This window comes from Paenibacillus sp. FSL M7-0896, from assembly GCF_037975415.1.
GTDB classification, from domain to species: Bacteria; Bacillota; Bacilli; order Paenibacillales; family Paenibacillaceae; genus Paenibacillus_AQ; species Paenibacillus_AQ silagei.
On sequence record NZ_CP150250.1, the window covers coordinates 3,059,386 to 3,078,499 of the forward strand.

The 19,114-nt window shown below is 52.8% G+C and carries 14 protein-coding genes; 5 read left to right on the plus strand and 9 right to left on the minus strand.

All coding sequences use genetic code 11. The features are described 5' to 3' along the window. Window positions 1-48 precede the first annotated feature (48 nt). The 4 genes from MKY12_RS12905 to MKY12_RS12920 form a co-directional block, all read right to left on the minus strand. Window positions 49-1,728 carry an ABC transporter substrate-binding protein gene (locus MKY12_RS12905; protein ID WP_036729007.1) on the minus strand — a complete coding sequence of 560 codons (1,680 nt, stop codon included), beginning with the start codon at window positions 1,726-1,728 and terminating at the stop codon, window positions 49-51. A 119-nt stretch (window positions 1,729-1,847) separates the two neighbouring features. Beyond that, window positions 1,848-3,590 carry a sensor histidine kinase gene (locus MKY12_RS12910; RefSeq protein ID WP_339314014.1) on the minus strand — a complete coding sequence of 581 codons (1,743 nt, stop codon included), beginning with the start codon at window positions 3,588-3,590 and terminating at the stop codon, window positions 1,848-1,850. An 18-nt stretch (window positions 3,591-3,608) separates the two neighbouring features. Next, window positions 3,609-5,162 (minus strand): response regulator, encoded by a 1,554-nt coding sequence (locus MKY12_RS12915; RefSeq protein WP_339314859.1) that lies wholly within the window; start codon window positions 5,160-5,162, stop codon window positions 3,609-3,611. Window positions 5,163-5,383: 221 nt separating this feature from the next. Further along, the gene (locus MKY12_RS12920) at window positions 5,384-6,265 is read right to left on the minus strand and encodes a hypothetical protein (protein WP_339314015.1); all 882 of its coding nucleotides are present in this window, start codon (window positions 6,263-6,265) and stop codon (window positions 5,384-5,386) included. Between the two features lie 185 nt (window positions 6,266-6,450). On the opposite strand from MKY12_RS12920, the gene MKY12_RS12925 reads away from it, so the two are divergent. From MKY12_RS12925 to MKY12_RS12940, 4 genes are all read left to right on the plus strand, one after another. Next, window positions 6,451-7,128: a response regulator transcription factor gene (locus tag MKY12_RS12925; RefSeq protein ID WP_339314016.1), complete on the plus strand. Its 678-nt coding sequence runs from the start codon at window positions 6,451-6,453 to the stop codon at window positions 7,126-7,128. After that, complete coding sequence (locus MKY12_RS12930; RefSeq protein ID WP_339314017.1) at window positions 7,118-8,503, plus strand: ATP-binding protein; 1,386 nt, start codon at window positions 7,118-7,120, stop codon at window positions 8,501-8,503. Before MKY12_RS12925 ends, MKY12_RS12930 begins: the two co-directional genes overlap by 11 nt. A gap of 310 nt (window positions 8,504-8,813) precedes the next feature. Next, window positions 8,814-9,047: a hypothetical protein gene (locus MKY12_RS12935; protein WP_339314018.1), complete on the plus strand. Its 234-nt coding sequence runs from the start codon at window positions 8,814-8,816 to the stop codon at window positions 9,045-9,047. Window positions 9,048-9,410: 363 nt separating this feature from the next. After that, a complete protein-coding gene (locus tag MKY12_RS12940; RefSeq protein ID WP_339249823.1) occupies window positions 9,411-10,604 on the plus strand; it encodes an IS256 family transposase in 1,194 nt (397 codons plus the stop codon). 226 nt (window positions 10,605-10,830) lie between these two features. Here the strand turns inward: MKY12_RS12940 and MKY12_RS12945 are convergent, their stop codons facing one another. After that, window positions 10,831-11,730: a hypothetical protein gene (locus MKY12_RS12945; protein WP_339314019.1), complete on the minus strand. Its 900-nt coding sequence runs from the start codon at window positions 11,728-11,730 to the stop codon at window positions 10,831-10,833. Between the two features lie 205 nt (window positions 11,731-11,935). Here MKY12_RS12945 and MKY12_RS12950 point away from each other — a divergent pair, with 205 nt between their 5' ends. Next, entirely contained in the window at window positions 11,936-13,204 is a 1,269-nt protein-coding gene (locus MKY12_RS12950; RefSeq protein WP_339314020.1) for a hypothetical protein, read from the plus strand. Window positions 13,205-13,285: 81 nt separating this feature from the next. On the opposite strand, the gene MKY12_RS12955 is transcribed toward MKY12_RS12950, so the two are convergent. The 4 genes from MKY12_RS12955 to MKY12_RS12970 form a co-directional block, all read right to left on the minus strand. Beyond that, the gene (locus MKY12_RS12955) at window positions 13,286-15,346 is read right to left on the minus strand and encodes a methyl-accepting chemotaxis protein (protein ID WP_339314021.1); all 2,061 of its coding nucleotides are present in this window, start codon (window positions 15,344-15,346) and stop codon (window positions 13,286-13,288) included. A gap of 229 nt (window positions 15,347-15,575) precedes the next feature. After that, on the minus strand, window positions 15,576-16,343 hold the full coding sequence (locus MKY12_RS12960) for a (2Fe-2S)-binding protein (RefSeq protein ID WP_339314022.1): 768 nt from the start codon (window positions 16,341-16,343) through the stop codon (window positions 15,576-15,578). Between the two features lie 13 nt (window positions 16,344-16,356). After that, entirely contained in the window at window positions 16,357-17,313 is a 957-nt protein-coding gene (locus tag MKY12_RS12965; RefSeq protein ID WP_339314023.1) for an ABC transporter substrate-binding protein, read from the minus strand. 120 nt (window positions 17,314-17,433) lie between these two features. Next, complete coding sequence (locus MKY12_RS12970; protein ID WP_339314024.1) at window positions 17,434-19,080, minus strand: helix-turn-helix domain-containing protein; 1,647 nt, start codon at window positions 19,078-19,080, stop codon at window positions 17,434-17,436. Window positions 19,081-19,114 lie beyond the last annotated feature (34 nt).

Below are 19,114 nucleotides of genomic sequence, written 5' to 3' on the forward strand. Positions count from 1 at the left end.
GAGCTTCACTTTTCCCGGTTCATCATGCTGCATCTGGGAAGCGGACGCTTACCATTTGCCGTCGATGCGGTCCTTGATCTTGTTAGTCATGAATTCTTCGTAGCCCTTAGCATCGAGCTTGTTGTATTCGGCCAGGTATTCACTCCAGACCTTTTCAAATTGGCCAGGGGCAGCAAGCACCATACGAGGATAGTACTTCTGCTGCAAATCGCCGGCTCTCTGGCTGAAGAGCTGCTCAGGGGAGCCCGGTTCTTTCTCAATACTCCAAGCAGGGTACCATGGACGCTCTACCGGCTCGGCATAGAAGTCGGAGAAGGTCTTCAGGTTGTATGCCTTCAGCAGTGTTTTGTCGCCTTCTGTGTAGTTGATAGCTGCAACTTCCGGCTGGTTGAACGGAACGTGGGCGTTGCCGTCATCATACACGGAGTTGTCGCCATAACGCGGCCATTCATAATCGAAATAAGCGAAGCCAAATTTACGTTTGAAATCATTGTCGTTGCGGTTTGTCAGCTGTTCTTCGCTCATCACCATGCGGCCTTCAGCGTTCTTAGTGTAAGTTTCGCCTTCAATGCCCCACTCTACAAGCTTCTGGTTCTCGTCGGTCAGCAAGTTGTCGAAATACTTGATGATGCGGACCGGATCCTTCGCGCTGACAGAGATGCCCAGCCCGCGGTTGTTCACGAAGGACGGAGGATCAACATAAGCGTCTTTAATGCCTTCGTCAAATACGATAGGAAGGGCAACGTAACGCAGGTCGTCATTGCCAGCGGATCTCAGGTTGTTAGTGGCGTCGTTGATTTGCCAGGAATAGTTGACATATCCGAGCACACGGCCGGAGGTCAGCTTCGCCAGATACTGGTCTTTGTTCGCTGTGAACGTCTCTGGGTCAACCAGACCCTTACCGTTCATTTCGTTCAATTTGGCCAGCCAGCGCTTTTCATCTTCGGTTCCCTGATACAGCTTGGCTTCATGAGACTCCATGTCCACCAGGACGCCGCCTTCATTCGGATAACCGGCCAGATGCATTGGCTGGTTGGTGATGGTGAAGAATTCACCGGCTGTACCGGCGAAGGTGGCGAAGCCGATGGTGTCTTTACCATCCACCTTAGGGTACTTGGCCTGGTATTTCTCAATCAGGTCAAAGTACTGGTCAAGCGTTTTCACTTCCGGGTAACCGAACTCCTTAAGGACGCGTCTCTGCATCCAGAAGGTGCTGCTAGGGTCCGGGGGTGACAAGTATCCGTTTACATTTGCAGTGAAGGGAAGGATATAGATGTTGCCGTCTTCATTGGTGATCTTGTTCATATAATCGCCGTAGACACGCTTGATATTAGGGCCATACTTCTCAATCAGATCATTGAGCGGAATGTATGCACCGGCATCGAGCAGCTTGGCCAGCTCGCCGACTGGAGAGATGACATCCGGATAGTCCCCTCCGGCAATCATAACCCCGGACTTGGTGCTTCCATCGCCAACTACGTATTCCATTTTCCAGTCTACACCTGTCTGTTCCTGAAGCTTCTTACCGATGGTAGTATCACTGGCCATGGTATCCTTGTTGGCCCCGAAGCCGAAGTAAGTGAACGTTACCGGCTCAGTGCTTACCTCGCCGTCGTTGCCGCTGGCACTGTTCTTGTTCCCATTGTTACCGCCCGAGCAGCCGGCAATGAGGAGGGCTGAAGCCATAACAGCAGCCAGTCCGGTTTGCAACCATTTCTTTGTACGCATTTCATATCCCCTTTCTTTACTTTGTGCTATTGAACAACCTCATTATAAAAGAAAGCGTTTAACTTTGTTACAGGGCAAACCTTAGATCAGTCTTTGAATAATTAAGGTATACCCTATATTTATTTGTTCTCCAGAGGCAGACGCAGCAAAATGCGGGTTCCCGCTCCGGGCTCGCTCGTGATGGAGAAGGTGAACGATTCCCCGTAGGTGATCCTCAGCCGGGTGATTACATTCTTCATCCCGATTGAATCACCCATGGCAGACTCATCCTCCAGGTAATGCATAAGCTCACTGATTTTCGCCTGGTCCATGCCCACGCCGTTATCTGCAATGACGAAGACAATCTGCCCGTTCTCCTGGGCGATCTGGATGTTGATATACCCGATGCCGGCTATATTCTCAATCCCATGAATACTGGCGTTCTCCACATACGGAAGGAAGGCCATCTTCGGAATTTCAATGTTCAGCAGCGACTGGTCCACCTCGATGTGATATTCAAGCTTGTTGTCGAAGCGGTATTTCTGAATCTCCAGGAAGCTCTCTATTAATTCAAGCTCCTCGCGGATCGTAACGAAGCTGCTCTTCCACATGATTGATTTGCGGAAAATCTTCGCCATGTTCTGAATCGTCCGGGCCGTCTGGGTCTCGCCCTTCATCATACTGCGCATCCGGATCGTCTCCAGCGCATTGAACAGGAAGTGAGGGTTGATCTGGCTGTGCAGCGCATGCAGCTGAGCCTGCCGCTGCCGCAGCTCAAGCTCCTTTTTCTGTATTTCTGCTACATATACATCATTGATCAGGTTCTCGATGCGTTTACTCATCCGGTTGAACTCGACGGTAAGCTCACCGATCTCATCCCGCTCCAGGTGATAGGGAATTAGTCCGAAGTTTTTGTCTTTTACAGACTTCATATGCTTCAGGATATTCTTAATACGCGTGTGGATAGAGCGGGACATGATCATAATTACAATGGTGGGAACCAGGAAGTTAATGCCGGCAAACCACAGGATAAATTGCCCGGATTGTCTGACATCTGACAAAATAAGGGTCTCATCCAGGACGCCGTAAATCGACCAGCCGCTTAGGTAACGGTTATTCTGGTAAGTCTTGTCGATCACAATCGCCTGCTTTGGCTTGGGAATCTCAGTTGGGGTCAGGGTGTGCGCCGCAGTAATCAGCCCGCTGGGCTGACCGCTGGAGAGACGGCCGAAGCGGGCCTGGCCCGACGGGTCGAGAATATAGAAATCACCGCTGAAGCTGGAAAGATCCAGAATCTGCCGGATATAGTTCATGTTCAGGTCAATTTTCAGGACATGCTCATACGTCTCCAGCCTGCGGTCAGTGAGCCGCTGGATCACGCTGATGCTGTCGGGCGTCACATAGAGATGGGGGTGTGTGTTGCTGAATTGGCTGATCTCTTTATACCAGTCCTGCTGGCGCATACTGTCCTCCAGCTTAATGATATGGGCTGAGGCCAGAACGGTTGGATTGTCGGTCATAATCACCGAGGAGCTCAGCACCTTGTTCTCTTTGTCAGTCCGGTTGAACAGATTCGATATGGCGTTCAGCGACTCCACATAGCGGTCCGTTGAAGCATAGGTGGTATTCAGATGCTGGATCAGCTGCCGGTCAATGGAGTAGAGGTAGGATATGCCTGCTGCATCTTCAATTACGGTCCTCAGCTCAGCCTGCAGCAGATTCATCGCCTGCTCGGCATCTGCGGTCTTCTGATTCTTGATATTGGCGGTGGTCACCTGATAGAACATTACATTGGTCAGGATGATCGGAATGAACACGCATACAATGTAGATGACAATCAGCTTGCTTCTAAGCTTCATATGATTCAGACGGAAGTTGAACACGGCAGGGAGCCTCCTTATTTACTGCCCAATCATCATATTGCGATAATCAGTCGGCGTCATATTCTCAAGCTTTTCAAACTGGGTGGCAAAATAATCCGCATTCTGGAAGCCGACCAGCTCCGCGATTTCGTACATCCGTTTCTTGGTCTGCCGCAGCAGGCGCTTGGCCTCCTCAATCCGCAGGGTCAGCAGGTATTCATTGAAATACACACCGTAGGTTTTGCGGAATAACTGTCCAAGATAGACCGGATTCATATCGAAATCGGCGGCAATGCCCTTGAGGTAGATATTTTCACGGTAATGCCCGTCGATGTATTTTTTGATTTTTTCAATATTGCCTTCGCTCTTGCCGCCGCGCTTCTCTGCGATATATTCTGCGGCTTCGGCGATAAACTGCTGGAATACCTGCTTCAGCTGCTTCAAATTACGGTATTTCAGCGGCCAGTTGAGCAGCTCGGTCATCCATTGCAGTGCGTTCTCGTCACCTTCAAGCTGCCGGATAATGTTGATGATGGCAATCATGCTGCGCCGGATCGTGTTCGTCACCGCCCCGGGGGCGAAGTGGCGCTCCTGGAACATGGTGAAAATAGCATCCACAGTTGAGCTGTAACCCTTGTTGTCATTGGCTTCGACCTCGTAAATCAGCTTGCTGTGCAATCCTTCATCGATATCGAAATAGTATAAGGGCAGCTCCAGCAGCTCGTCCGCCATATAAATGCCCTCGAAGCCGGCGGCAAAACGGTACTGGAGGCATTGCTCCGCACTGGCCCCGGAGGCTACAATCTGCTTGAGATGGCTTACCTTCCGGCCAACGAACAAAGCGATGCTTGTTCCAAGCTCCCGCTCCAGTGTATCCAGCATCGTACGGTAGCCTCCCCATTGGGAAGGATGGGGTTCATCCACCCACTGGCCGGGCAAGATCATCCCGTATTGATTGTTCGTGCGCACATGAAGAAGCAGGGTCTGAGCCTCTTGGCGGAAATAACGCAGCAGCGAGTCCTTCAGGGCAGGCAGGTAATCGACTTCTCCGGCGGGGAGCTGATCGTGCATTTCTGCGATGAGATACGTATAGGAAGAGGTGAGAGGAAGCTCCAGCGCATAGGCGATCCGCCCCATGACCTGATCATCCGGTTCTGTCTGCAGCAGGCTTTCGATGACCGTCTCGACCAGAGGCTTTTCCCGGGTGATAGAGAGGAGCTGCTTCTTGTTCAGCATATGGGCGATTTTGCCAAGCGCAACCGTAAGCTCCTGTTCGTCAACCGGCTTGAGGATATAATCCGACACATTGTACCGGAAGGCTTGCTGGGCATAGGAGAAGTCGGCATATCCGCTCAAAATAATAAAAATCGGCTCCTGCACAAGCTCCGTCTTCACTTTCTTGATCAGTCCCAGCCCGTCCAGCACGGGCATACGGATATCGGCAATCACCAGCTCCGGGTTCAATTGTTCAATCAGGGTAAGCGCTTGCTCCCCGTTCTCGGCTTCACCGCAAATTTCGAATTGCGGCGAGCATTCGCTCAGAATCCGGATCAAGCCCTTCCGCACAAAAACTTCATCATCTACAATCAGCACCTTATACAATGGACTTCCTCCTTGGGGTTATTCTGGATTGCTTGGTCTTGTTCCATCCTCGGTCAAGTCGCAGTGTGATCATTATAAGCTAATTCCCTGACAGAATTCGAGTGGAAACGACTTTTTATTCTAGCACCTGCTGGAAAATCCTTTCAACACGAAGAGCCTGCATCATTAGACACAGGCTCTCCGGTATTGTATTTTCCGCTTAATCTCCGGACTTATTTGTCATTCTGCCGGAGATGCGGGGGCTGGGGATGCACATGCTGTACCAGATCAGCAGCCCGGGTCTGTACATTCGCCAGTTCAGCTGAATATTCATCCGCCCACAGGTCTCCTCTGGCCAGGCGTTCCTTCAAATCCTGGGTGAGGGCAGCGGCGACCAGATCCATCAGCTTCTGCGTACTGGTTCCGCTTGTGCCTGCCAGTTCGGCAAGGGATTGTCCGCTGCCGAGACCGGAGGCAAGCTGGCTGGTGCTGATGCCCAGCAGTCCGGCGAGTTCCGAGCGGTCAAGACTTTCCAGCCCAGGCCCGAGCGGCGGCAATTCAGCCGTATCTGCCGGTGCTGAACCGGGCACCAGCGGCTTCGGCCGGGTCTGGTTCAGCAGGGACGCCGCACGCTTGGAGACTTCACTGAGGCGGCTCTTATACACGCTCTCGGTGATACGTCCATCCTTATATTCCTGGCTGAGTCTGGCCTCTATTGCATTTGCGGTGAGCTGGAGCAGCTTCTGAGAATCCACGTTCTTCTGCTTGGCAATTGCGCTAAGCGAGCTTCCCGATTCAAGCGCTGTGCGCAGCCCGCTGGCCGACAGGCCAAGCGTGGCCAGCAGGTCGCTGGTCTCGATGCCGCCGAGACCGGGACCGCCTAAGCCGGGGCCGTCGGGTGGTCCGGCTGGCGGGCTAAGCTGCTCTGTACCGGCAGGCGGAAGGCCAGCTTCAGGAGCCGGAAGCAGCGGGGCTGGACTCGAAACGCTAGTAGCCGATGGGGAAGAGGCGGCGAAGGCGCTCAGCCCGCCAGTACTTAGGAGGAGTGCTGCCGTCAAGGTGCCTGCAAGCAGCTTGCTTGCTTTTGGAGTGAATAGATTACGTGGTGAAGTCATCGTAGAATCATCCTTTCCCGCTAGGGGTAATGTATGGCTTGCGACTTACTCTATACTCCCAGTGTGAAAATACGGAGAAAGGGCAACTGCATTGTTTTCACCAGATTTTCACTGGAATGTGGTATCTTGATATATTGACAAATGTACAGGACACAAGCACCTGATGAGAGGAAGGGGAGGACCCCATGAAGATCTTGCTCGCGGAAGACGATACCCGGCTGGGTGAACTGATCGTACATATGATTAAGAAGAAAGCGGCATACACCGTTGAATGGGTCACTTCCGGGGATGAGGCGTATGATCTCGCCAGTGTCTCCGGCTATGATGTGCTGGTGCTGGACTGGATGCTGCCGGAGCGGGATGGCCGGGAGGTGTGCCGTCAGCTGCGTCAGGATGGATATCCCGGGGCAATCCTGATGCTGACGGCCAGAGATTCGCTGGAGGACCGGATTCGCGGACTCGATGCGGGTGCGGATGATTATCTGGTGAAGCCGTTCGAAATTGATGAATTGCTGGCCCGGATCCGGGCCTTGGGCCGACGAACCTTCCTCCCGCTGGAGAATGACACATGCCGGATCGGAGAGCTGGTGCTGGACCGGAACAGCCACCGGATTGCGGCAGGGATGCAGGAAGTTCAGCTTACGCCCAGAGAGTATCAGCTCCTGGATCTGCTCCTGAAGAACCAGGGCACGGTGCTTGCCCGCGAGGTGATCCTGGACCGGATCTGGGGGATGGAATCTGAGGTTACGCTCAAGACCATCGATGCTACGGTCAAGCTGCTCCGTAAGAAGCTGGCACTCTTGGACGGAGAACAGCAGCACATTCACAGCATCCGGGGAGTGGGGTATAGCTTTGAAATTTAATGTTTTTCGTTCCGGGGCCAGCCGCTCCGGCAATGACTTGTTCGTACGCACCCAAAAGCGCCTTACCTGGCGGTACAGTGCGGTGATGAGCGTATTTCTGCTATTGTCCTTCCTTATCATCTATCTGCTTCTGCATCTCCTGATCTGGAATAACCAGAAGGAGCGGCTTAATTCTCTGCTGGATACCGAGGTGAAGCAGCTGCAAGGACCTATGTTCGATGAACTGCTGCAAGGGAGGGACCATGGGCCGGGGAATCAGGAATTTACGCTCAGTGCGGATCAGTCATTCTACGTGATCTTGAATACGGAGGGCGGTCTGCTGGGAAGCGGCGAGATTCAGCCGGGACTGAAGGAGCAAGTGCTGAAGCTGGCAGATTCCGGGGCGGGCAAGACAGCGGAGGGACTTGCGATAGTGGAGCTGGTGCAGGGGCCAGGCCTGCTGCATAAGGGGAATGATCCCAAGGACAGCCCGCAGGCTGCTTATCTGCTCGGCAGCCGGGTCTTCGAGCATAAGGGGCAGCCTGCGGGCATCCTGTATGCCGGTAAAGATGTTACCTTCCAGCAGCAGTTATTCCGCTGGCTTCTCGGCGTATTGGCCGCCATCGCAGCGGTATTCATCCTGCTGGCCGCCGTCTTCAGCCGGGTGATGTCGCGGCAGGCGATGGTGCCGGTCCGCGAGGCGTACGACCGGCAGAAGCACTTCGCGGCGGACGCCTCGCATGAGCTCCGCACGCCGCTGAGCGTGATGCTGTCCTCCATCGAGACGCTGAAGCTGGAGGACAGCATCAATGAACAGACGTTCACCCGTCATGTGGTGGACGGGATGTATTCGGAGGTCCAGCGGATGACCGCGCTGACCCGTGACCTGCTCCTGCTGGCCCGCAGTGATGCCGGGCTGCTGGAGCAGGTCCTCCGGCGCTTCGACCTCGCGCCGGTCCTGGCCCTTACGCTCTCCGGCCTGGGCGTGCTGGCCGAAGCGAAGCAGATCCGGCTTACCCTCGAAGCTCCGGCGGAGCTTCCGGTGAAGCAGGATCAGGAGAAGCTGGTGCAGCTCATGGTCATTCTGCTGGAGAATGCCATCAAGTTCACACCCGCAGGCGGCTGCGTCATTCTACGGGCTGCGCTCATTCAGAAGAACAGCAGCACGTGGCTGGCGCTGGAGGTGCAGGATACAGGCGTGGGTATTCCTGCGGAAGACCTGAGCCGGATCTTCGAGCGCTTCTACCGCCCTGACCAGTCGCGTTCGCGGGAGGCCGGGGGCCACGGGCTGGGGCTTGCCATTGCCAAGGAGCTGATAGACACGCTTGGCGGCAGCATACGGGCTGAGAACTGCCCTGGCGGAGGCAGCGTGTTCCGTGTGGAGCTGCGGAGCTGAAGCGGTAGTACGGACACGACAGAATGTATGCGGAAAACCGAACACATATTGACTTGTAGGCGAATTCTGCTTCTATCTTGCCGTATATGGGAGCATCTGTCCGAACATCTGCGAACCTGCCTGCTGAGTCAGCCTCTTCTACGCTGAGCGCAGCTCACCCGATGTAAGTCCGGATGCTCCGCATTGGGTGAGCCGGGTCTTTCCCGTATAATAGTAGACGTTACGCCGGAAGTCACATCTGAGATTACCCCGGCGTATGAACTCTAAGCATCAGGAAGGGAATGAAGAAACGTTGACTTATACGAAACTGTTGGAACGAAAAGGCGAAATTCTCAAGCGAACCGTGGAAACCTGGATCATGAAAGAGAATCGTGACGGACTGGACCGTCAAGAAGCCCATATCTACAGGAATATGGTCAAAGAGCTTCATCAGAACGAGCAGGAACTGAATGTGGCACGTGTGGAGGAACTGGATAAGAGCCCGGATTCGGACACAGAAGGAGCTGCTTCAGCCCAGAGAGAGCTTGTATCGCAGGGTGTGTGAAGCCGTTAGCCGATGAAGTTGTATTTACTTTAATAATGGAATCTAATAAGCCGCCCGGCTCCGCATGATGCGAAGGAAGGGCGGCTATTGTCCTTGTGTAGGAAATAGAATGTATGCGAAAAACAGCATACATTGTGCTGACACGCAGGCATGTGACCCGAATGTATGCGAAAAACAGCATACATTTGCTGGTACGCAGGCATATGGTCCGAATGTATGTGAAAAACAGCATACAATAGGCAGCCACGTAGCCCATGAGCGATGGCGTAAAGTAAGTTGTGTACCAAGATTTGGAGCCTAGTCAGGCACCAAAAAAGTAGGGTATCCTCGGGATTGCGAAACCACCAAGGAGGAACCCTACCAATGAATATTTTACCCGAAAGTTCTCTGAATAATCTATTTGAAAAACTTGTTAAAGATTTTGTGAAAGACAACATGGAACGCCTGTTGCGCGCCGAAATCCAGGGGTTTATGGAGAGTGAAGAAGCCGGCGCCAGCAATAGTCGCAATGGCTACTATACGCGAGATTTACACACGAAATACGGCCATATCGAGGATCTTCAGGTGCCCCGGGACCGCCAAAGCCTTTTCCAGACGCAGTTGTTTGAGCCGTACCAGCGGCGGGACGGATGGTTAGAAGAGGCCGTCATCCAAATGTATAAATCGGGCATGGGTACGCGGGATGTGGCCCGGTTCATTGAAAGTATGTTTGGCAGCCACTACTCCCCAACGACGGTCAGCAATATTACGGCTACAGTGCTGGACGATATCCACCAGTGGCAAAAGCGGCCACTGAGCAAACGGTACTCCGTCATCTATTTAGATGGGCTGTACGTGAAGCTGAAACGGGGCACGGTTCGTGGTGAAGTGGTCTACTTTGCGATGGGAATTGACGAGGAGGGCCAGCGTCAAATTCTCGGGTTCTACGTGGGTGGCCAAGAGAGTTCGAATGGCTGGCGGGAGGTACTCAAAGACCTGTACGACCGCGGAGCGCAGGAAGTCCTGCTGGGTGTGTTTGACGGGCTACCGGGACTGGATGCGGCGTTTAAAGAGACCTATCCTCAGGCGGATGTACAGCATTGCGTAGTGCACAAAGTGCGGGCCACGTTTCATAAAATTCGGGTGGAGCACAAAACCGATGTCATGGAGGCGTTGAAAACCGTATATACGGCACCGGATGAAGTGGTAGCCCGGGCTAACTTTGATACGGTCAAAGCGAAGTGGAACAAGCTGTATCCGAAGGAAATGAGGTCCTGGGAGGAACAGTTATCCACACTCCTGACGTTCTACAACTATCCGCTGTCGATCCGTAAAGCGATCTACACGTCGAACCCCATCGAGCGGATGAACAAGGAAATCCGCAAGCGTCTGAAACCGATGAACAGTCTGACAAACATGGATGCCGCAGAGAAAATCGTGTACCTGGAGATGCTGGAATACAATGAACGTCATGCAGGGCGGGTCGCCCAAGGCTTTGGAGTGGATGCCGTTAAAAAGAAGCTAAAAGAGCTATTCGAAACACGCTACCCCTCTTTGCCCACACCGGAAGAGGCGTAACAGAGAAATCCAGTTTCTGGGGGTCGGGGTTCCCCCTCCCCCAGAAACACTACATCCCAACCCGTAACCCGGGGGAGGCACTTCTACTCTTTTACACAAACTTCTTGACGCTACCCCATGAGCCAAATGTATGCGGAAAACCGAATACAATGGTCAGCCCAAAGCCCCATGGGTCGCATAGCTCTTACATCCTTCACCCGCAGAGTGGCTTTTGCTTGTCTTATACCTACAACCTCACAACCCGCCGGTACACCAGGCAATCCAGCAGATCCTCCCATGTAAGCTCGCTCTCATAAGGATCGCGGAAAGCGGTCGCGGTTGGGAGATACCCGAGGGCAACACCCTGGCCGCCGTGCAGATTGCAGCCGCCGTCGCCGCCTTTGCCGGTGATACCGTCCGGTGTGAGGACCAGCTCCTTTTTGTAAGGATCGCCGGGGAAGCATAGGCCGAACGCATTCGGCAGCTCCAGCGGATACGGGTCCTCAGCATTAGCCACACTTGAACCGGACACATGTCTGAGCCGCATGGTTTCGTCAATCTCGTCGCCCCACGGGAACAGCGTTCGTGCAGCTGCGCCGTACAGATACTCCCATTCGTCCTCAGTCGGCAGGGTGAAGCCCTCCGGCAGCTCTGACTCGCACCATTCTTCGAACGATTCGCTGTCGTCGAACAGGAACACTACGATCTGTTCCCCGTCCCGTTCGAGCCGGAAATACTGGGAGTACTCATAGCTGGTGTGCGGCCCCTGACGGAACTCTTCGATAGCTTCGAGCACATCCTCATCTTCTTCCGGGTCCAGCCGGTCCAGCGGACATTCGTACCAGCCTGCTGAAGCAGGCTGGCGCTGGACGAGCAATGGCCCGATCACAGCTTCGCGGACGGGAGACATCTCGGCATACATATGTACCTCTGAGCGGCCCAGGGTCACCGTGTCGCCCGGCACGTACACGTATTCACTGCCCTCATATACGAAGACACCCGTTTCTATGGACTGGCCGTAACGTTCGAACCTCTCTAACCGCAGCCACTTGAAGCCAGCGGGCAGCTGTTTAAGCACTCCCTGCATCGCGTGCCTTTTCTCTTCAACCGTTAATTGCCCCCATGCGGCACGGTCCCATGCTACCATGTCATACTCTCCTCCCGGGAATAGGCATTGTCTGCCTGATTACTGTCATTGTAATGGACAGCCCCGGGTACTGGCAAACGCGCCGGGAATGCGGCCGGACACACCGGTTAGATAGCATCCATTTATAACCTGTCCTTATTGTCTAGGTGGTCATATAATAATTCAGGTTGGAACATTAATACATAGTAAAAGAGGGATAGGAGTTATGAATTCAAAACGATTGAAATTTTTCACCGCAGGCTTTGCGCTATTACTGGCGGCACAGGTACTGCTTCCTGGACGCTCATCGGCGGCAAAAGTCATGGAACAGCTCCCGAAGCCGGAATGGAGCTATACGCTGCCGGATGGCATTACCTTCTGGGGCACTATAGACACCTTACAGAGTAAGAATCGGATGTTCATTCCGCTGGTCAAGACCGTAACCGTAGCCCCTTCCAAGACGAAGTCTTCGGGCATGTTGTACGCATCCATTGACCGCATTAACGGTTCTGCCAACTGGGTATATGACTATTCGGACATGGCCAACGACAAGCCGTTTACTGCTAATGGTTTTTATTCTGCCAGTAACGGCTACAGCTATTTCTATAAAATGTGGGGCGGCAAACCCTATGATCTTACCGTTGTTGATCCGAACGGCAAACGGAAATGGACCAAAACCATAACCGGGTCCTACTCGCCGGTGGTGTTGGATAACGGAAATATTGTGATTCGAACCTTGGTTAGCGGCAATGTAGCTTCTCGTGGTATTACCGAGTACAGTCAGGACGGGAAGCAGGTACGCAAGCTTAAGCTGACCGGCAAATGGGCCTCAGGGGTGATTGATGTGCTGCCGAACGGCTATGTGGTACATAAGGAGCTGGATACAAACAGAGTCAGCGTATACCGGAGTCTGGATGCTCTGACGAAACCGCTGGCTGCCTACACCGCTCCCAAAGCAGTTAAATATCCTGATTTCCAGGTGTATCCGCTTCGCGGCGGTTCGTTCCTGATTAAGATGAGCAGTAGCGATACCTGGCTGTTATTCGGCTATGACACTAACGGCACCAAGAAGTGGGTGCGTCCTGTGAACAAGATGGATCGGATCGATACGACCGGCAACAACTATCTGATCCAGAGCGACAACGTCTACAAATTGTACAGCAAAGACAACCAATTACTCGGCAAGCAGCAGATCGGTGAAGCCGGGGACCGCGAATGGTACTGCCGGATAACACCATCGGGCGAGATTACGGTCGAGAAGCAGTACCAATGGCAGGAGCGTCCGGCTGTCGTTGATCCTGAGACCTTTGAGGGGGATATTGCCAAGGAGGATTTCTATGTGCTAGACCCGGCGAACCTGCAGATCAAATATCATCTCTCCACAAGCTGGCACGACTACGAAACCGGGCATAATTACATTTATGCGGGAGATGGGGAGCTGTACATTACGCGGAGCTATGCGCCTAAGACGATTACCAAGTACATGTTAAAATAGCACCGAACCAGGCTTAGACCTCCGCATGACAAAAAGATCGCCAAGTGAATCTCTTACTTGGCGATCTTTTTGCATACCCCGTTACTCCAGCTTGAACTGCCGCAGTTCTTCCTCCAGCCTCTGTGAGATTTCGCTCAGCTCTCTGGACAGTTCAGCTACCTGCTCAATACTGCCGAGCTGCTCCTGTGTATTGGCACTTACCTCTTCAGTGGAGGCAGAATTCTCCTCGGTCGTCGAAGATATGACCTCAATCGCCTGCAGAATCTCATCCTTGTGCTTGTGGACAATCGAGGTGTTATTGCTGATCTGCAGCATCCGTACCTTCAGCTCCTCCAGGTCACTGTTCAAGCTGAAGAAGACCTGCTTCGCATTCTCGACAGATTTGGCATTCTCCTCCGCAATCGTAAGGCCAAGAGTAGTGTGTTCTACGGATAGGCTTGTTTTTTCCTCAATGGCGCTGACCTTCTTGTAGATTTCTTCAGTAGCCCGGGCTGTTTGCTCGGCAAGCTTACGCACCTCACCAGCTACCACCGCGAAGCCTCTGCCATGTTCACCTGCCCGTGCCGCTTCAATGGAAGCATTAAGGGCGAGCAGATTGGTCTGTGTCGCTATTTGATTCACTGTGCCTACGATACCCGAAATCTCATGACGGCTCAGATCAATATCCTCAATGAGCGATGACATCGCTTGTGTAGATCTGTGATTGTCTTCTGCAGCTTTGGAGAGTTGCTCCACCAAGTCAAGACCGGAACTGCTGAGCTCTGCTGAGGTCTGTACCATGGTTCCTACAGTCTGGGCATCACTGGTGATTTCGTCAATTTGATCGGATAATGCACCGGTTTTGTGGAGAATGCTCTCGGATTCAGCGGACTGGTAGTTGGTAGCATTCGCAATTTCATTAATGGCCGTAGCCGTTTCGTTCATGGTTATCGCGGTTTTGGTAGAGATGGCTTGCAGGTTCTGGGAGGATTGGGTCAGCACCTGAGTCGTATTATGAATCACCTGAATCATGCTCTGAATCTTCTGGACCATGCCCGCAATGCCATGAGCAATCTGTCCGATTTCATTGCGAGAGGCATCATTGAGCTGAACCGTCAGGTCTCCGTCTGCAATCCGTTGGATAGCGGCCAGCAGTTTTGGAATGGAGCGTAACAGGTAGCGCAGTGTGAGATAACAGATGAACACCAGGATCAAAGCGGCAACAGCAAAACCGGTGATGGTCGTCCGGGTGAAGGACGTCAGCTCGCTAAGCGCCTCTTGCCGGGTAATGGTTAAGCCTACAGACCATCCGGTATCCATGCTGGTGGCATAGCCGATATAACGGGGGTTGCCATTATCATCAATGAGCGATACGCCGGATTCGCCGTTAATCATTTTTTTACCGATGGCGCCTAGATCGCCCGGACTCTCTGTGATTTTCTCCTTCAGTACCTTGGCTTCATCCGGGTGGTAGAGAATATCGCCAGAGCGGGTAGCCAGAATGGAGAACCCGGTGCTTCCCAAGGAGTAGCTCTGCATGATCTGCGGGATGTCATCGAAAGCAATATCTGCGGCAATGAAGCCGATCATTTGGCTGCTCTCATTCAGAATCGGATAGAAAATGCCCATCAGCATTTTGCCGCTAATGACGTCGGCGTAAGGTTCAGAATAGTAGAGACCCTTGGATTCGGATACAGGCTTGAAGTAGGGGCGGGCGCGGATATCAAAGTCCGATTTAGAGGTCAGACCGTCATTTTGGAGGAAATATCCCTTCCCGGATAACCCGGCCACCCAGGCATCGGCGAAGGAGGGCTCAGACTTTACAATGTCCGCCAGTGTGGCGAGTGCTTCTGCGGCGTGGGGGGAAGTGGTGATTTGATCTGCTGTAGTGCTCTCAATATATTTTTGAAAAATCGAGTTGGTGGACATTTGTTTGACCAGTGAGCCCTTCTCCTTGAACAGAGCATCGAACTGGCTGACAATTCCCTGCGTTTTGGTCATCAGCATCGACTCTTGCTGGCTTACTAGAATGCTTCGGGTGCTGGAATAGAAGAAGGTACCCAGGATCGAGAAGACGACAAGAATAATGACTAGCAGCACAATGGCCAATGTGTTGGCGATGCTGGTTGAACGGACTGGCCGTTTTTGAATTAGCTGTGACATAGGTCATCTCCCGGATATGTATTAGAGCGAAAGCTCTTAAATAATATGTCGGAATATGGCGGATATTCTTGTAGAGTGAAGTATGTTAATTTGCATAAAAAAACCGGATGGGAAAATATCCCGGTCCGGTAGCCATTTGAAGGGTGGCAGACATTGATTTGAGTTGAATAGGGTGTAGCCTTCTGGCAGCTTGTAGCTCCATTCCGGCTCGGGCAGCAGAGTTCTCAGCTTATAATTCTCCGGGTACTGCGGGAAGTATAGGACATCCGCCGCAATAGCCATGATCCGCTCTGAGCTTATAGGCCAGACAGCAGGTAGCCTTAACAGATACCGTATCATGCGGAGGGTGGGGGTCCGTCCGGAACTTGGGGGTAATACGGAATGGATTGCTGCGAAGTCCGAATTCCTCCGGCTTCAGCGCCCAGGTCACAGTCTTGAATTGCTCGGCGATCTGAGCGCGGCGGCCCTCACTTGCTGCATCCTGGGCTTCCTCTTCCATGAAGGTATACAACTGACTGTACACCTGCTTCCACAGCATCACTGGCTTGGTCTGTGAAGCCTCGGCAAGCGCAGCAATAACCGGTCTGACAACACTGCTGTAGAACATGCCGAGCTCGCCGGATAATTCTTTTCCATCTCCATCCTGGTCATAGGTCCCATTCCCCTGATCGTGGATAAAAAAGGCGAATTCGGGATACCCCTCCGTGCGGATGAGCTGCACAGACAGGTTATTCAGTCGCAAGGCATGAGCCAGCGGGTCTGCGGCTGTGAGCAGTGCGTATTTGGCTCCGCAGATCCCGGCGATCCATGTGCAGAAGATGGCTGCCGCTATACGTTTATCCTCAGTCCCAAGCATGGAAGCATAAGTGGTAAGCAGATGCTCAGCATGTGCGGGCATACATAATTCGGTCAGTCGTAAAGTAACCACTGCGTTCTCAATAGCTTCGGGGGAGATGTAGTAACGTTCAGCCCTCTGGAACCTGCCAGTATCGCACATCCTGAAATCCCCTTTATTTCGACTTGCCTTCAAAGGCCTCTAGAACCACGTCAACCGCATAGCGGTTTGCCATTGGAGACATGCCCACGTTAAACCAATCCTTGTCCCCCATCGTAATGACCTGATTCTTTTTAACCGCGTTCATATTCTTCCATAAAGGGCTCGCCAGCATATCTTCATAGGTTTGCTTAATCTCAGCATTATCCTCTTGGTTCAACTGAATAATAAGGTGGTCAGGGTTGTACTCCGGTAATTTCTCCAGAGAGATGGACGGAGACTGCTCGGGGAAATTCGGAATCATCTCCAGACCAAGGGTGGTATGAATGAACTTTCCGCGGTCCACCTGATCTCCATTGAGGACGAGGCTATTCTGCATAACCCTCACATACAACACGGTTTCGTTGCCAACCAGCTCGTCAAGCTTCAGCTTGGCCTTGGCCTCATAGTCTTCCAGCTCCTGTATAACCTTCTCGGCAGCTTCCTTCTTGTCCAGCACTGCGGCGATGTCCTTCAGTTCATCGCGCCAGTCCTGACGCTCGGGCAGCAGAACCGTCGGTGCGATTCCGGATAACTGGTCATAATCCTTGCCTGCCCACCATGCAGGAGCAAGAATAAGATCTGGATTGGAAGACAGTATCATTTCAAAATTCGGAGTTTTGGCAATGCCCATCTTCAGCGTATCCTTGAAAGGCTCTTGCAGATAGGTTGGGAATTCTTCCTGGTAGTTCTGCACAGCAACGGGTGTAACGCCTAACGCTTGCAGAAACTCCGGGTAGACTACGGATAGGCCGACGACTCTGGTCGGATGGGCCGGGATCTTAATTTCGCCCTTCTCACTGTTTACCAGACGAAAGTCCGCTTCTGTTGAAGCTTCTACCTCGGCCTGTCCCGCGTTATTAGAGCAAGCTGCCATTACCAGTACTAGCAGAGCGGCCGTGAAGAATGCAATTCCTGTTCTTATCTGTCGCATGAATTCTATAACCTCCTGAGTTTCGATACCTTGCATCTCACATGAGAGTGAGAATCAATATCACTGTTAGGAGTATAAAACAATCCCTTGGATTCGACTATAGATGATCGCGCCAATATTTCATATCCGATTGCGCCACAGAGATGGCGCGAGGTCAAGAATCAGCTCCTGTGTGAACGGGGTATACTCTGTCCAGGGGAAGGGAGGGAGAAGCTCAACGCGCGAATATCCGGCGGGATCAGGCAGCTTCCACAACTCCTGATGCTGGATTTCTGACCAAATGGCCTGAGAGGCGGCATCCCCGTCTACGATCAACAATAGCTTGTCCGCATCCGCAGACTTCAGTTCCGCAAGTGTCAAGGTCTGACGGCTTAGCTTGCGGTTAACAAGGGGAGCGGGGATGAAATGCAGATCATCGTAGAACACCTCGGCCAGGCTTCGGTTAGACAATACGGTGAGGGTCTGACCGGATATTCGGGCGATAAGCAGCTTGCCCCTGGTAAGCTTATAATCCAACTCTGCACGGACTGTTTCCGCCTTGCGTTCATAGGTGCCTAACCAAGCCGCTGCCTCCTCCGACTTGCCAAGAGATTGTCCGATGAAGCTTAATTCCGTCCGCCAATCCATTTGGAGCCGGGGAACAAGCGAAGTGGGGGCAAGCTCTTGAAGCTGCTGCTGCATGGCGGGACTTAGCGTTTGCTCCAGCCCCAGAATATAATCAGGGCGGAGGGAAGCAAGCTGCTGGATGCGGATAGCGTCATCTTGGGCAAGCGGCAGAACCGCATCTGTCTCATATTTACGGCGGTAATATTCTGTCCAGGGATGGTCAGCCGGTGCGGCGCAGGGAATAATATTCAGCGTAAGCAACGCCCCAATCAGGCTGCCGTGGTAGGCAACGATCTTCAGCTTGGCATTGCGCATGAAGGTGGCCGGAGCTACACCGGTAATTTGCTTGAACTTGCGCCGGAAGTAAGGAACATCCTTGTAACCGACATAAGCGGCGATATCCTTTAATTCATAATTCGAATGCGGAAGCATAAGACTTCTTGCTTGTCTGATCCGGTATTCGGTCAGGTATTCGATGGCGCTAAGACCATATTTGTGCTTGAACAGCCGGATGAAATGCCTTACGCTAATGCCTGCCTCGCCCGCCAGCAGGGTGATCGAAAGCTCTTCATGGTAATGCTGCTCTATATAGGCCTTGACCCGTTCCATAATCGTATCGGTATCGTCTGGCTCGGACTGCCTGACATCGCTGAGCAGACTGTACAGCAGCTCATAGAATCTGCTCTGGGCAAGCAGCTGCTGTAAGGGGTCTGTACTGCCAAGGGAAGCGGTGATAGCCTCACAGTGTTTGCTGTATGTAACAGTTGAAGACATCGCTGTTTCTCCTTCCAGGGAGAAGGGGAGCTGGGGCTCCGTTGAGCTTATCCGGCCCGGTTGTACAGGCAGATTCCGCTGGCTAAATACATCAAACCGCAAAATGTATATATTCGGTTCGTCTGAACCGTCCAGGCAGGCTTCGATTAATTGCCCCGGCAGGCAGACAAAGGCAGCTCCCGCTCTGAGTTCGCCATACTTGCCGTCCACAGTGATCCAGCCCCGGCCCGAAACTGGAATCAGGAGCAGATGCGATTCAAGGAATTGCAGTCGGAGTGAACACCCTCCCGTGAGACTGCTGTTCTGCTCGCTGCTCCGAAGCCTGAACCACATCTGATCAAGCTGTCCGAAGGCTCCCGCAGGCGGGATTCCATCCTTACTGTTCATTCTTTGCACCCCGTTTGCTATTGTGCGCTTATTT

Coding starts and splice junctions, on each gene's coding strand:
- MKY12_RS12905 (WP_036729007.1), bottom strand. CDS start 1,728: ATGCGTACAAAGAAATGGTTGCAAACCGGACTGGCTGCTGTTATGGCT.
- MKY12_RS12920 (WP_339314015.1), bottom strand. CDS start 6,265: ATGACTTCACCACGTAATCTATTCACTCCAAAAGCAAGCAAGCTGCTT.
- MKY12_RS12925 (WP_339314016.1), top strand. CDS start 6,451: ATGAAGATCTTGCTCGCGGAAGACGATACCCGGCTGGGTGAACTGATC.
- MKY12_RS12940 (WP_339249823.1), top strand. CDS start 9,411: ATGAATATTTTACCCGAAAGTTCTCTGAATAATCTATTTGAAAAACTT.
- MKY12_RS12945 (WP_339314019.1), bottom strand. CDS start 11,730: ATGGTAGCATGGGACCGTGCCGCATGGGGGCAATTAACGGTTGAAGAG.
- MKY12_RS12950 (WP_339314020.1), top strand. CDS start 11,936: ATGAATTCAAAACGATTGAAATTTTTCACCGCAGGCTTTGCGCTATTA.
- MKY12_RS12955 (WP_339314021.1), bottom strand. CDS start 15,346: ATGTCACAGCTAATTCAAAAACGGCCAGTCCGTTCAACCAGCATCGCC.
- MKY12_RS12960 (WP_339314022.1), bottom strand. CDS start 16,343: ATGTGCGATACTGGCAGGTTCCAGAGGGCTGAACGTTACTACATCTCC.
- MKY12_RS12965 (WP_339314023.1), bottom strand. CDS start 17,313: ATGCGACAGATAAGAACAGGAATTGCATTCTTCACGGCCGCTCTGCTA.
- MKY12_RS12970 (WP_339314024.1), bottom strand. CDS start 19,080: ATGAACAGTAAGGATGGAATCCCGCCTGCGGGAGCCTTCGGACAGCTT.